Origin of the sequence: Allotamlana fucoidanivorans, assembly GCF_045788535.1 — a bacterium.
GTDB lineage: Bacteria > Bacteroidota > Bacteroidia > Flavobacteriales > Flavobacteriaceae > Allotamlana > Allotamlana fucoidanivorans.
The window spans coordinates 3,040,442-3,055,180 of record NZ_CP074074.1 but is presented as its reverse complement, the minus strand read 5'-3'; the positions used below and the strand labels follow the sequence as shown (position 1 = coordinate 3,055,180).

15 protein-coding genes and 1 other RNA gene are annotated in these 14,739 nt (G+C 32.3%); 7 read left to right on the top strand and 9 right to left on the bottom strand.

The window, feature by feature from the left end:
• Nucleotides 1-2: 2 nt before the first annotated feature.
• From KFZ70_RS12945 to KFZ70_RS12930, 4 genes are all read right to left on the bottom strand, one after another.
• Entirely contained in the window at nt 3-704 is a 702-nt protein-coding gene (locus KFZ70_RS12945; protein ID WP_139698697.1) for an HAD family hydrolase, read from the bottom strand.
• A complete protein-coding gene (gene kdsB, locus KFZ70_RS12940; protein WP_199240702.1) occupies nt 695-1,408 on the bottom strand; it encodes a 3-deoxy-manno-octulosonate cytidylyltransferase in 714 nt (237 codons plus the stop codon). The genes KFZ70_RS12945 and kdsB overlap by 10 nt, the downstream gene beginning before the upstream one ends.
• Nucleotides 1,409-1,491: 83 nt before the next feature.
• Nucleotides 1,492-2,058, bottom strand: a complete 567-nt coding sequence (locus KFZ70_RS12935) for a DUF4126 domain-containing protein (RefSeq protein ID WP_139698699.1) — start codon at nt 2,056-2,058, stop codon at nt 1,492-1,494.
• A gap of 19 nt (nt 2,059-2,077) precedes the next feature.
• The gene (locus KFZ70_RS12930) at nt 2,078-3,502 is read right to left on the bottom strand and encodes an ATP-dependent RecD-like DNA helicase (RefSeq protein ID WP_139698700.1); all 1,425 of its coding nucleotides are present in this window, start codon (nt 3,500-3,502) and stop codon (nt 2,078-2,080) included.
• Between the two features lie 129 nt (nt 3,503-3,631).
• Here KFZ70_RS12930 and KFZ70_RS12925 point away from each other — a divergent pair, with 129 nt between their 5' ends.
• From KFZ70_RS12925 to KFZ70_RS12910, 4 genes are all read left to right on the top strand, one after another.
• On the top strand, nt 3,632-4,369 hold the full coding sequence (locus KFZ70_RS12925) for a hypothetical protein (protein ID WP_199240700.1): 738 nt from the start codon (nt 3,632-3,634) through the stop codon (nt 4,367-4,369).
• Nucleotides 4,353-5,189, top strand: a complete 837-nt coding sequence (locus KFZ70_RS12920; RefSeq protein WP_139698701.1) for a DUF3822 family protein — start codon at nt 4,353-4,355, stop codon at nt 5,187-5,189. The genes KFZ70_RS12925 and KFZ70_RS12920 overlap by 17 nt, the downstream gene beginning before the upstream one ends.
• Nucleotides 5,180-5,719 (top strand): 16S rRNA (guanine(966)-N(2))-methyltransferase RsmD, encoded by a 540-nt coding sequence (gene rsmD, locus KFZ70_RS12915; protein ID WP_139698702.1) that lies wholly within the window; start codon nt 5,180-5,182, stop codon nt 5,717-5,719. The genes KFZ70_RS12920 and rsmD overlap by 10 nt, the downstream gene beginning before the upstream one ends.
• Nucleotides 5,720-6,040: 321 nt before the next feature.
• Nucleotides 6,041-6,793 (top strand): hypothetical protein, encoded by a 753-nt coding sequence (locus KFZ70_RS12910; RefSeq protein ID WP_139698703.1) that lies wholly within the window; start codon nt 6,041-6,043, stop codon nt 6,791-6,793.
• Nucleotides 6,794-6,853: 60 nt separating this feature from the next.
• On the opposite strand, the gene rnpB is transcribed toward KFZ70_RS12910, so the two are convergent.
• Nucleotides 6,854-7,169, bottom strand: an RNA gene (gene rnpB, locus KFZ70_RS12905) — RNase P RNA component class A.
• Between the two features lie 102 nt (nt 7,170-7,271).
• Between rnpB and dnaX the strand changes: the two genes are divergently transcribed.
• From dnaX to KFZ70_RS12890, 3 genes are read left to right on the top strand one after another with little or no spacing between them, the layout of a single operon-like run.
• On the top strand, nt 7,272-8,999 hold the full coding sequence (gene dnaX / locus KFZ70_RS12900) for a DNA polymerase III subunit gamma/tau (RefSeq protein ID WP_139698704.1): 1,728 nt from the start codon (nt 7,272-7,274) through the stop codon (nt 8,997-8,999).
• 13 nt (nt 9,000-9,012) lie between these two features.
• Nucleotides 9,013-9,576, top strand: a complete 564-nt coding sequence (locus KFZ70_RS12895) for a hypothetical protein (RefSeq protein WP_139698705.1) — start codon at nt 9,013-9,015, stop codon at nt 9,574-9,576.
• A gap of 3 nt (nt 9,577-9,579) precedes the next feature.
• A complete protein-coding gene (locus KFZ70_RS12890) occupies nt 9,580-10,161 on the top strand; it encodes a tRNA-(ms[2]io[6]A)-hydroxylase (RefSeq protein WP_139698706.1) in 582 nt (193 codons plus the stop codon).
• Here the strand turns inward: KFZ70_RS12890 and KFZ70_RS12885 are convergent.
• The 4 genes from KFZ70_RS12885 to KFZ70_RS12870 form a co-directional block, all read right to left on the bottom strand.
• Nucleotides 10,158-10,748, bottom strand: coding sequence for a porin family protein (locus tag KFZ70_RS12885; protein WP_139698707.1), 591 nt, complete (start codon nt 10,746-10,748; stop codon nt 10,158-10,160). The genes KFZ70_RS12890 and KFZ70_RS12885 overlap by 4 nt on opposite strands.
• Nucleotides 10,749-10,911: 163 nt before the next feature.
• Nucleotides 10,912-11,817: a Ppx/GppA phosphatase family protein gene (locus KFZ70_RS12880; protein WP_139698708.1), complete on the bottom strand. Its 906-nt coding sequence runs from the start codon at nt 11,815-11,817 to the stop codon at nt 10,912-10,914.
• Nucleotide 11,818: 1 nt separating this feature from the next.
• On the bottom strand, nt 11,819-13,885 hold the full coding sequence (gene ppk1, locus KFZ70_RS12875; RefSeq protein ID WP_139698709.1) for a polyphosphate kinase 1: 2,067 nt from the start codon (nt 13,883-13,885) through the stop codon (nt 11,819-11,821).
• A gap of 201 nt (nt 13,886-14,086) precedes the next feature.
• Nucleotides 14,087-14,572: a histidine phosphatase family protein gene (locus KFZ70_RS12870; protein WP_139698710.1), complete on the bottom strand. Its 486-nt coding sequence runs from the start codon at nt 14,570-14,572 to the stop codon at nt 14,087-14,089.
• Nucleotides 14,573-14,739: the final 167 nt, after the last annotated feature.

Sequence of the window (14,739 nt, the reverse complement as noted above, 5' to 3'; positions counted from 1 at the left end):
GCCTAAAAGTATTTTAATAGCGATTTTAAGGTATTAATGGTTTTATATGTTTTTCCGTTGGTATCTTCATCAGTAACCTCTTCATGCGCCCACGTGGTATGAAATGGTACATGAATGGCTTGTGCCCCAATATTTATTAATGGCAAAACATCAGATTTAAGAGAATTACCAATCATTAAAAATTCGGACGGATGAATATCTAAGTGTTTTAAAAGTTTAGCATAATTATCTTCTTTTTTATCGCTTAGTACTTCAATATGATGAAAATAATCGGTTAAACCAGACTTCTCCAGTTTGCGTTCCTGATCAAGTAAATCGCCTTTAGTAGCTAAAATAAGTCTATACTTTTTTGATAAGGTTTTTAAAACAACATCTACCCCATCAAGTAATTCTACAGGTTTTTTAAGCATATCCTTACCTATATTAAGGATAGCTTCAAGTGTTTTATTTGGAATATCATAATTTGATAGCTCAAGTGCCGACTCTACCATAGACAAAACAAATGCTTTAACGCCATATCCATACATAGGCAGGTTACTAATCTCCTTTTTAAAAAGCTCTTGATCAATCTTGTTTGGTGTTTCGTATTTAGAAAGCAACCTACAAAATTCAGCTTCAGCATCTCTAAAATAAGTTTCATTAACCCATAAGGTGTCATCAGCATCAAAACCTATAACCTTGATATTTTTATAGTCTATCTCCATAATTTCTTTGCGCGCTCTAAGTCTTCTTTCGTATCAATTTCAACACCTTGAATATCTGTTTCAACCATTTTAATACGTTTTCCGTATTCTAAATAGCGGATACATTCTATTTTTTCGGAAGCTTCAAGTGGAAGCATGGGTAATCTGTAAAAATCAAGTATGGCCTCCTTTCTAAAAGCATAAACCCCTTTGTGCTTATAATATTTTGCACCTGATTTTTTTTCTCTAGGATATGGAATAGGACTTCTAGAAAAGTATAAAGCAAATTTAGATTGATCTACAATAACCTTTACCGTATTCGGGTTATTAATTTCCGCTTCTTCTGTAATGTGAACCATTAAAGACGCCAAATCAACTTCCTTGTTTTTGTCTTCCTTAAACACCTGAATAAGTTTACTTAGTGACTTCTCATCCGTAAAAGGTTCATCACCCTGAACATTGATAACAATGTCAATATCTAAGTTTTCAACAGCCTCGGCAATCCTATCAGATCCACAATCATGCTCCTTTATACTCATCATGGCCTTACCTCCATTACTGACAATTTCATTGTAAATAATGTCACTATCAGTAACTACAATAACATCATCAAAAAGGTTTGTAGCCACCGTGGCTTCATAAGTTCTTAAAATCACCGTTTTACCATGAAGGTCTTGCATGAGTTTACCAGGGAAACGTGAGGCCGCATAGCGCGCTGGAATCATTGAAATTATTTTCAAGGGCTATAAATTTTATGTTGAAAAAGACTTAAAAACTAAATATCAAAAGTAATAAAATTTATATGGTCTTAGGGCGTTGAAGATTTAAACTTTCTAAAGAATTTATAAATAAATATTAGCAATAGTAACACAAAAACGCCTCCTAGTAATGGCAAAAAAATTGAAATTAGTGCCATAATGATAGAACATCCTGTTTCAAAAATGGAGACCAAGGGGTTACCAAAACCCGCTGTTGAAACAGTAGATGTAAATCGAGCCGAACTTGATGCGCCTGAAATAGCCGCGGCCGTTCCTCCTCCCGCAATGATAGCCAATGCCCAAGTTACCAACGGACTTAACTCTGAAACTGTTGATAACATCACAAGGGTACCTCCCAAAGTGGCTAGTGGTACAGCTATAGTATCTAATAGATTATCAATATAAGGTATAAAATAAGCTATAATTTCAACAATAGTAGCTACACCTAGCGTTATTAAAGCGGCTGTACTGCCTAACCATTCCCATGATTCATTGAGATGCCAAACATCAAAATAAGCAACCAGACTTAAGGCAAACAAGGGCAAAAACACTCTAAAACCTACAGAGGCAGCTAAACCAATACCTAGACAAATGCTCATTATTGTTTCTACAGTCATACTTTTTTAACATTAACAACTATTCCTCAAAAAAGGTTTCCTTAAAACCTATAAGATACAATTTTTCTTTTGCTCTTGTAACAGCAGTATAAAGCCAACGTAAATAGTCTTTATCTATACCATTTGGCAAATAAGGCTGTTCAACAAAAACAGTATCCCATTGGCCGCCCTGAGATTTATGACAGGTCATAGCATATGAAAATTTCACCTGAAGCGCATTAAAATATTTATTGCTTTTTACCTTTAAAAACTTTTTATATTGACTTGATTCATTTTCAAAATCTTTCATCACTTCTTGATACAGTCTATTAGAGTCTTCATAAGATAACGAAGGGCTTTCGGCATCAATGGTATCTAAGATTAAAACCGTTTCAAACGGCTTCATCCTTGGATAATCAACCATTCTAATTTTTACTTCAGCAAACCTAAAACCATATAACTCAATAATACTAAATATTTCAAGTACTTCAATGATATCGCCGTTTGCAATAAAACCAGCTTCTGTTGTTGGTTTTATCCAGAAATAATTGTTTTTAACAACCATTAAATAATCACCAGCAGACAATTCGTTTTCGTTAAATAAAATCCGACTCCTAATCTGCTGATTGTATAAATTAGCACGTTTATTACTCCTAACAATGATGGCAGTTTCTTCCTTGCCTAATTCACTATATGCCTCATTAATAGCATCCATAATTTCATAGCCATCAATAAGCCTAACAATGTCTTTAAAGCCGTTTAAATCAAATTTAAAAGTGTCAAAATTCATATTCATTAAGGCTTCTCGAAGCACAGTTGCATTTGCTAAAATACCAGAATTTTGTTCTTGACGCACTACTTCATCAAGTTCCATTCTAGTGACTTCTTTATTGTAATTTAAACTCAATAAATTTTCATCAAGTGCTGGGCTAAGTTCTAATTTTACAGGTGGTAACTGTGCTGTATCCCCTATTAAAAGCAACTTACATTGATGACCAGAATACACATACTGCATTAAATCATCAAGTAACGAGCCATTTTCAAAAAACTTCGATTCTCCAGGAGTGTCAGGGATCATAGAAGCCTCATCAACAATGAATACCGTATTTTTATGTTTATTAGGTTGCAAAACAAACTTGACACCTCCGCTTTTATTTTTTTTAGGAAAATAAATTTTTTTATGAATAGTAAAAGCTTCTTTGTTAGAATAATTAGATATCACTTTGGCTGCCCTACCTGTTGGTGCCAATAACACCGCACTCTTCTTTGCTTTCCATAAATTAGTTACTATAGTGCCAATTATGGTGGTTTTTCCAGTTCCCGCATAACCTTTTAAAACATATAAGGCTTTTGGATATTTCCCAAAAATAAATTCAGATAATTGTTGCAATACAATATCTTGTTTTAGCGTTGGCTGAAACGGAAACTGCTGTTTTATAAGGGAATAAAATTCTGAGGCTTGCATTTAACAAAGAAGGCTAATAATTTATTGTTCAAAGATAGAAATGATTTTTACGCTCTTTGTTTTTACCATTAAAAAAAAATTGTAGATTTGCTAAATTCCTTTAACAAAATTAAAATTAAATAACATACTATGTTGACATTTATTCTTATTGCAGTTGCAGTGATTTTAGTTACAATTGGCTTAGTTAAGTTAATTGACAAATTTATTCCTTCAAAATTAAAACCTGTTTTAAACATAGTACTTTGGGTTATAATTGGATATTTAGGTTACCAAACGTATCAATCTATTTATGAACCCATTCAATTTAATAAAACAAAAAACAAGCGTTACGCTAAAGTTATTGAAAGCTTAAGAGATATTAGAAATGCGCAATTAGCACACAGACAGGTTACAGGTAAATTTGCTGATAAATTTGAAAATTTAATTAAGTTTATTGATACAGCAGAATACACGATTACCCAACGAAGAGACTCAAGTATTATTGACAAAGAACTTACTAAACTATATCAAGTAGATACTTATAAGGATATTGTTATCATTGACACCTTAGGTTTTGTGTCTGTAAAGGACTCACTATTTAAGAAGTCTGATCGTTATAAAACTATGATGAATGTGCCTGTTGGAAAGCCTGATGCAAAATTTGAATTGAAAGCTGGCTTTATTGAGCAAAATAAATTAAAAATACCTGTTTTTGAAGCCAAAGTAAAAAAAGATGTTATTTTGTTTGATCAAAATAAAGATTTACTAATTCAGGAAAATCAAGTAGTATCTGTTGATGGTGTTAATGGTAATGCCCTTAAAGTAGGATCAATGGACGAGGTTAAAACCAATGGTAACTGGCCTAAAACATATGGCTCAAACGAGTAACATTACTAACAACAAACTAACTAAACTAAGCTTGTCCATTCAAATCAGTTTGAGTGGACTTTCTTTTTGTATTCTAGATACGCAATCTAACACCATACTTCATTTAAAAGAAAAGCATTTTGGGAAAAAGTTGAATCCGTTAGATATTTTAAATGAACTTACAGATCTTTTTAATACGGATACTTATTTAGCTAACAATTTTTACAGGGTTACCGTTATTCATGATAGTGACCTATCCGTACAAGTACCCAAAACCTTATTTAATGAAGCGAACTTAGCAGATTATTTAAAGTTTAATTCTAAAATCTTAAAAACTGATTTTGTTACTTTTGATGCGCTTAACGAACAAGATATCATTAACGTTTATGTGCCTTATGTTAACGTTAACAACTTTATATATGACCAATTTGGTGATTTCACCTTTAAACACATATCAACGGTTTTAATAGAAGAACTGCTTCATTTCGAAAAACATGCAACATCTTTAAAGTTTTATGTACATGTTAGTAAAGACAATTTTCAAATTATTGTTATTGAAAAAGGAAAACTAAAACTTTACAACAGTTTCAACTACCAAACCGACCAAGACTTTATCTATTATATCCTGTTTACAGCAGAACAATTAGGTTTAAACCCTGAAACATTTGAGCTTCTCTTTTTAGGTGATGTTAATAAGGAGGATGCATTGTATCAAATAGCCTATAAATATATAAGAACTATTGCCTTTGGCAATATAATGGATAATTACAAATTTGAAAATAGCCATACAGCTTCAAATTATTCAAATTTTGTGCTTATAAAAAGTATATCATGCGTATAATATCAGGCATTTATAAAAGACGAAAAATAAACGCACCTAAAAACCTTCCAGTTCGGCCAACAACGGATATGGCCAAGGAATCTTTGTTCAACATAATCAACAATCTTTATTATTTTGATGACATATCTGTAATTGATTTGTTTGCAGGCACGGGCAATATTAGTTATGAATTCGCTTCAAGAGGTACAGAAACCATCACTGCCGTAGATCAAGATCACCGATGTATTAATTTTATAAATCAAACAGCCCATAGCTTTGGCATGCCTATACAAACCTTAAAAGCTGATGTTTTTAAATTTTTAGATAAAACAAATATAATGGCTGACTTCATTTTTGCTGATCCGCCTTATAACTTCACTCAAGATCAGTTTTCTAAAATACCTGAGTTGATTTTTAATAATAATATTTTATCTAAAAACGGCACTTTGGTTGTTGAGCATTCTAAGCATACAGATTTATCAGAGATTGAAAATTACGCATACTCAAAAGCTTATGGAGGTAATGTTTTTAGTTTTTTTGAACACGCCTAATTGAATCCATTTTTTTTATTCCTTTTTTTTCTGTAAATTAGAAACTCTCTAAGAGTCCCAGACTCATAATTTACTATCCATTGGTAATAAATTACCACTTATGTTGTATGGTTAAGGCGTCATTAACATCAATATAACTATGAAAAGTATTTTCTTGATTCATTCAAAATTTCATTTTTGCAAGCCACGTTATTCCCTAATCCAATATTTCACATCTGTTATACTTAATCCTTATGTAGCTATCAAATACATAAAACCATTTAGAAATAGAGCAATTCGTTTCTACGCTTTAGTATTCACTAACCTTCCAAAATATCAATTATGAAAACAATTAAAAATGCCATTGTATTAACGCTATTATTCTGTTTAGTAGTAAATTTTTCCTTCGCTCAACAAATGTTTAGAGTTCATCAAGACAACGTAAGGCCTTCTAGCTTTATGGAGTATGAAAAAGTAGCCAAAAAATTTAGAGACGCCTGTATAAAATACAATGTAGACGTAACGTGGTTTGCAGCTTCAACAAACGATTTTAAATACATCTATGTATCGCCCATTGAGAACTTTGCAGAATTGGACGAACGTCCTTTTGCTGAAATGGCTGAAGCCATGGGAGATGATTTTAGTGATATGTTTAAAGAATTTGATAAACACTATGATTCGCATGGGACTTATATTCTTGTAAAAGATTCTGAGCTATCTTATATGCCTGAAGGTGTAGAAAATGCACCTAGTAATGAAAATTATAGAACCTGGATTTATATGTATTACAAACCCGAACACGCAAAAGACATCCGAGAAGGCATGAAAGCTGTAAAACAAATGTTTAAAGATAAGGGCTCTACACGTTATTATCGTGTGTATCGTGATGGCTTAGGTCAAACAGAATCATATTACTTAGTTTCTTTATCAGCAGAAAATGAAATAGATTCTGCTAAAAAGGATACGGCTAACCGAGAAACCCTTGGCCCTGATAGATGGGATACCTTTAATAAAGTTATGAAATACGTAACCAGAACAGAAGAATATACAGGAAGAATGCGTCCTGATATGGACTATGCGCCAAAAACAGAATAGAGTTAGTCACTTTAATAACCGATAAACCCTTCTTTAAATAACTTAAAGAAGGGTTTATTATACTTAAGCAAATCTATAAGCCGAATTCTGTACTTTTTCTTAAAAAAGAAAAAGCCCTTATCATTTATCTGAATGTACTATTACTAATACACTTTAGCTGCCTACCCTCCAGCATCAAACGTGCCGCTTTCAAACGCTGGTATACATGACATTGCACCATATAGAGTTTACCTGATTTCACTACAGCATTACCCGTACATTCTTTCTGTTGCACTTTTCCTAACCTCTCGGCTGGTGGCCATTAACCACTATATTGCACTATGGTGTTCGGACTTTCCTCCATTCAATTTTGAACAGCGATAAGGCGATTTACTTATAAGCAAAAGTACATAAATTGTTAATAACTCCTATCAAATTATAAGCTCTCAATTCTTATTTTTCAATTGAATTTTTAACTTTGTTATCTCAAGAAATTTCAATGGAGCATTTTATTGTATCAGCTAGAAAATATCGCCCTCAAACATTTAAAGATGTTGTGGGCCAGCAAGCTATTACAAACACCCTTTTAAATGCCATTGAGAATAATCATTTAGCACAAGCCTTGTTGTTTACAGGGCCCCGAGGGGTTGGGAAAACCACCTGTGCCAGAATTTTAGCAAAAATGATTAATAGTGATGGATCTGAATCTGAATCTGAAGATTTTGCTTTTAATATTTTTGAACTTGACGCTGCTTCAAACAATTCTGTTGATGATATACGAAGCCTAACCGATCAGGTTAGAATTCCGCCTCAAGTTGGGAAATATAAAGTTTATATCATTGATGAGGTGCACATGCTATCGCAAGCGGCTTTTAATGCCTTTTTAAAAACCTTAGAAGAACCGCCCAAGCACTGTATTTTTATTTTAGCGACTACTGAAAAATATAAAATTATTCCAACCATCTTATCGCGCTGTCAAATATTTGATTTTAAAAGGATTACAGTAAAAGATGCCAAAGATTATTTAAAATATATTGCTAAAGAACAGAGTGTTCAAGCGGAAGATGATGCTTTGCATATTATTGCTCAAAAAGCAGATGGAGCTATGCGTGATGCCTTATCTATTTTTGATAGAGTGGTGAGTTTTTCGGGCAAAAACCTAACTAGGCAAGCTGTAACCGAAAACTTAAATGTGCTTGATTATGAAACCTATTTTAAAAGTACTGACTTAATTCTTGAGAATAACATTCCGGAGTTACTCCTTCAGTTTAATGAAACTCTTGCCAAAGGTTTTGACGGGCATCATTACATAGCTGGTTTGGCATCGCATTTTAGAGATTTGTTGGTTTCAAAAACCGAAGAAACCATACCTCTATTGGAAGTTGGTGAACAAACACAATTAAAATACCTTGAGCAATCAAGAAAAGCATCACAGTCCTTTTTACTATCAGCAATTGATTTAGCAAATGCATGTGATTTAAAATACAAGACCAGTAAAAATCAACGGTTACTCGTTGAGCTATGCTTAATGCAACTTGCCTCTATCACTTTTGATGGAGAAAAAAAAAATAGCAAACATTACATAATTCCCGCTTCTTACTTCAGAAAAAAAGGAATTACGCCTGTTTCTGTTACACGACCTAACACGGCCTCGCCTAATCAAACGGATGATACTCAAGTAAAAAATGAAGCTGTTAATCCAGAACCAAAAGTGCTTGAAAAGTTTCAAGTAAAAACTCCCCCAAAGGTTATTTTAAAAAAAGAAAATAAACGCACCTCTGGTCTGTCCTTAAGCAGTATAAGAACTAAAAAAGCGCACGAAATAAAACAAATGGATGTGGTGGTTGATGAAGAACAATTACCCAAAGATCCATTTACAGAGAAAGAATTTATTACTGTTTGGAATGCTTATATTGATAAGTTACAAAATGAAGGTAAACATATCATAGCCTCAATTCTTTCTATTGATACACCAAAATTAAAAGGCTCAGTAGCGCATTTAGAGTTTCCAACGGAGACTAATAAAGTTGAGCTTGAGCGGCATCAATATGAGCTTCTAGGCTATATTAGAAAAGCCCTGAATAACTTTGAAATTAGTATAGATGTAACAGTTAATGAAATAAAACAAAAACAATACGCCTTTACAACTATAGAAAAGTTTGAAAAACTAAAAGAGAAAAATCCAACGATTGATCTTTTAAGAAAAACCTTTGATCTAGATGTTTAATGCTGTAAAACATATGGTTACTAAACTATACTTCACTATAATTATTGCTATTTTGGCTTTAAGCTGTGATGGTAGGTATAGAAAATTTAAGTCCAAAGCTGAAGTATTAACCGAACTGAATCTAAAAGAAGCATTTTCAAAAGAAATTCATATCATCCCTGAAAATCCAGTTCAAATAGTCACAGACACAGTACTGAATAATGGTTTTAAAATAAAGATTCATTACTATTCACAAAAAGATAGTGTTTTTGTTGGCTCCAAAATTAATAACACAGAAGATGAAACCTATTTTAAAAACTTTGAAGCTACTATAAATATTCAAAACGGAGAACATAAAAAACATAGCGTAACGCTTAATAAAGCCTCTTTTAAGGATTTTGAAACAGCTGCCTTTTGGAATCGTGCTGTCATGCAATTTGTTTGGATTGATTTTGAAGCCTCCAACGAAGAGTTTGTATACCTAAATACAGCCTTTAACATTGTTAACACCTCTGTATTTAAAGATTTTAGGATCTCTATAAATAAATACGGCATAGTTAATATTCAGCAAGTGAATACTTTACCCAACACCATTTAAATCATGCTAGGATTAAAATTACCAACCGACCCGCGCTGGGTTAATATCGTTGAAAAAAACATTGAAGAAATACTCACAGATCACGCTTTCTGTGAACAAAAAGCAACCAGTACGGCCATTTCGCTTATTGTAAGTTTCCCTGAATATACAGAATTAGTGCAAGAAATGGTAGCGCTGGTTAAAGAAGAGATTAGCCATTTTAAAATGGTACATGATAAAATTTTAGAACGCGGATGGACTTTAGGCAGAGATAGAAAGGATGACTATGTTATTGAATTATTAAAATTCTTTCCTAAAGGCGGTAGTAGAACCGACCAATTGGTGCATAGATTATTATATGCGGCACTTATTGAAGCCAGAAGTTGTGAACGTTTTAGGCTTTTATCTGAAGAGTTAGCCGATAAAGAATTGGCTACTTTTTATAGAAATCTTATGGTAAGTGAAGCAAACCACTACACTATGTTTTTAGGATTTGCAAGACAGTACGGAAACAAAAAAGAAGTTGACACCAAATGGCAGCAACTTCTTGAATATGAAGCTAAAATTATGAGTAACTTAGGAACTTCAGAAAAGGTGCATGGTTAAAACCTATACCCTATACCTATTTGAACATTTCTGTTTTTTGCTGAAAGTCCTACATTTTCATTAAATACATTTCTAAAACCATAAGTATATCTGGCATCAACAAAAAGAGCGTAGTTGATTTTATATTCAAGACCGCCAACACCAGAGTAAGCAAAGTTGTTTACTTTGTCATCTTCTTTATGCACCTTAAGCCCTACTTGCGGCCCCAAAGACAAGTGAAATTTTTCACTTAATCTTAATCTGAGTAAAACAGGAGCTTGAATATAGTCTAAATGTAAGGGTTCTGATTTAGCACCTTCTGCCGAAAACTGCAATTCAGGAACTAAAGATATGGCTCTAGAAAATCCTATATTAGCAAAAAAACCAATATAAATACTATTACGGTGTTTATTTTCAAAGTTAGGAACCTCCTCAAAATCTAAATTAGAAATATTGTAACCTCCCCTTACGCCGTAGTTAACTCCTTGAAATGAACTACCTTTAGGTTTCGGAATAATAGAGTCATTTGCGTTTTGTAGTTTTAAATCTTGTGCAAAACCAAAGTATGAAAAACACAAGCCGACTGTAATGAGAAATAATTTTTTCATCTGTTAATCATTTAAGAAATCTATCAGATGTAATTAGGTCAGAAAACGGTTACAAAAATTCGACTTAATTCATTATTAATAGATTTGGGATGTAACTAATAATGAGACCAATATATGCTATAAACGCAAAAGCAAACAATTTTAAAAGGTAAAATGCAATAATTTACTGTGTATTGCTTGAAACCGTATCATAGTATATACTTTTTATAATACCATCGGCTAATCCGATTTTTGGAACGTAGATATTTTTTGCTCCACTCCATTTCATGGCAGACAAATAAATTCGCATAGCAGGAATGATAACATCGGCTCTGTCTTGGTTTAAATCTAATTCTGTAATACGCTCTTCATAAGAATAGCTTTGTAAGGTGTTATAGTATGATGTCATATAAAAGTATGAAAGAGGCTTACCCAAAGCTTTTCCAGAAATTTTGAATATTTTATTGATATTCCCTCCAGAGCCCATAACAGAAATATTATCATACCCCTGAGCATTATGAGCAATCCAATGCCTTAAATCCTGCCAATCTTCATTTTTCACCATGTCATTCAGTAATCTTACAGTACCTATTTTAAACGACCTTGAGACTACTTGTTTGCCTTGATCAATAACTGTAAACTCTGTACTTCCCCCACCTACATCAACATACAAATACGTTTTATTAGGGTCTACAAATTTATTTAAATCTGTAGCAGCAATAATGGCAGCTTCTTCCTCTCCTCCAATAATATCAATATTGATTCCCGCTGTTTCTGAAACCATATCAACAATCATTTGTCCGTTTGCAGATTCCCTCATTGCAGATGTGGCACAAGCTTTATATTTAACTACTCTGTGAGATTTCATTAACAGCTTAAACGCTAACATAGTATCAAGCATACGCTGTGTATTCTCTTTTGATATTCTATTTTTAAGAAATACATCTGCCCCTAAACGAATTGGAACCCTAACTAATGAGTTTTTTTTAAATTGAACAGGTTTACCCTTTTGCTCAATAATGTTAGAGATGAGTAATCTAACAGCATTTGATCCAATATCTATAGCAGCGTATTTCTTTATTGAGAGCATATTAATTGTTTAAATTTTGTAAATAATAATCATAAATGGCGTATTGTGATCTTACTTTTTCGTTATCATTCTTTCTATATCTATTTTCTTGTGTGTCGTCTAAAATTCTTGCCTTTACATTGTCATTCCAAGAAATATTGAAGGTATCAATGATTTCCTTTTTAATGTCTTCATCATAAATAGGGCAACTCACTTCTACCCTATTATAAATATTTCGCGTCATCCAATCAGCACTTGAAATATACAATTTAGAGTTACCATTATTTCCAAAAATATAAATTCTGGAGTGTTCTAAAAATTTATCTACCACACTGATTACCTCAATGTTTTCACTCATACCTTTTACACCAGGAATTAAACAACAGAGTCCGCGAACTATCATTTGTATTTTTACACCTGCCCTACTCGCTTCATATAATTTATCAATCATAGGATAGCAAGAGATACTATTCATTTTTAATCTGATAATACCTTCCTTACCGTTTTTAACTTGTTCAATTTCGTTATCTATAAGTTTAAAGATGGTCTTTTCTGTATAATGCGGGGAAACAATTAAATGTTTATATGTATGTATCTTATAATTAGCCTCAAAGAATTCAAATATCTTACTGACATCTTTTAAAATCTTTTGATTGGATGTAAAAAGCGTATGATCTGTATATATCTTGGCTGTTGATTCGTTAAAGTTCCCTGTACTTATAAAACCATAGCGTTTTAGTTTTTTACCCTGTTCTCTTTCAATAACACACATTTTACTATGTACTTTAAGGCCAGCAACTCCAAATATTAAATTAACGCCTTCTTCCTCCATTTGCTGTGCATAATCAATATTAGCCTGTTCATCAAACCGAGCTCTGAGTTCTATAGAAACCGTAACAGACTTTCCATTTATGGCTGCGTTTATTAAAGAGCTGGCTATATGAGATATTTCGGCTAAGCGGTAGATGGTGATTTTTATGGTTCTTACTTTAGGATCTAAGGCTGCTTCACGCAAAAACTTAACTACATATGAAAATGTTTGGTAAGGTGCATAAAGTAAATAATCTTTCTTTGCTATAGCTTTAAAGATACTATCCTGTAAACTTAATCCTTTTACGGGTAAGGCTTCAATTTTCTTATACATTAAATCGGTTCTTCCTAAACTAGGAAACCCCATATAATCTCGTCTATTATGGTATCGTCCGCCAGGAATGACACTATCTGTATCATCAATTCCCATTTTAGACATTAAATACTGTAGGGTATCATCATGAATAGTTTTGTCATATACAAACCGAACGGGTTCTCCTACTTCCCTATGTTTTACACTGTCGGATATTTTCTCAATAAAACTTTTACTTAAATCACTTTCAAAATCTAACTCGCCATCACGCGTAATTTTGATCATATGTGCTGAAATGGCTGTGTAATCAAAAATATTAAAGATATCACCTAAACAATATCGTAATAAATCGTCTATGATTATAATGTAATCCTTTGAGTTTTGCTTGGGTAATACAACAAATCGATTTATGGACTTAGGAATTTCAATTAATGCAAACTGTTTTTTGTTATGAGGCATCAGCATTTTAACCGCCAAATATGCTGCACTATCTTTTAAGTTTGGTAATACAACATCATCATTTAAAATAATGGTCACTAACGCAGGACTTACCTTTTTAAAAAAATATTCTTTTATGAAATCATGTTGTTGGTGATTAATCTGTGTTTCATCAATAATATTGATGTTTTCCTGACACAACTCGTCCTTTATGTCATTTAAAATCTCAGAGCTTTCGCTCTGTTGATCAATAACTATTTGTGTTATAATCTCTAATAATTCTTTTGCTCCAATACCTCCTAGCTGATTTTTCCCGGCTCGGCCAGCCTCTACTATACGCTTTACAGTGGCATAACGCACCTTAAAAAACTCATCAAGATTATTTGAAAATATGCCTAAAAAACGTAATCTTTCGATTAATGGAACACTCTCATCCTGTGCCTCTTGTAAAACTCGAGCATTAAATTGAAGCCAGCTTATTTCTCTATTTATATAACTATTATTTGTTGCAATATCAGGTTTGGTCATTTAATGACTATTAACGTTAATAACTAAACAAATATATTCTATTTGAGATAAATATTTAGGCTTAAACAATATGAAATTATTATCAATTTAAAATACAATCTAAAATCAAAGGGCTTATCATAAACCACACAACTCTGGTTTAATTATCTTAAATAGATTCTGTATTTGTATACCTATTGCGTTCAAATAATCATAGCTTTTTTATTTTAAATCTTTAGGAAATAAGGTTTTTATTGTTTTACCCAGTTTTAATGTGTTCCAAGTTTCAATATCAAACTGAAAAATAACCACACCACATGTAGGCACATTTTCTATATAAATACTACCATAAGTATTTGCAAAATGCGTTATAGCGTGATTATGACCAAATACCATAAGTTCATCAACAGAATCATCTGTTTCCTGAATAACTTTTACTAAACTCTCTCCTGAAAAATCATATAAATCATAATCATAGCTTACAATGTTTTTATTAACAGGGAGATTCTCAATAAAAAACTCTGCTGTTGTTTTAGCCCTTACAGCATCACTTGATATAAGCTTATCTACCTTTAATTTACTCATTTTTAAAACCTTTGAAACCAGATCAGCATCATTAAAACCTCGATTATTTAAAGGTCTTTCATGGTCAATCACATCAAATTCCCATGATGATTTAGCGTGTCTTACTAAAATTAATGTTTTCATAAATATCGATTAAACGCATTTTTTATCGACAAAAAGTTGTTTTATTCGATAAAAATGAAGTTATTTGTTGAATAAATTTAGTTAGAAAACCAATACTATAGTCAATGAATAACCAAAAATTAACATTTGTGCAAAGCAGAACAGGATAATATTTTAACGCTTTTTAA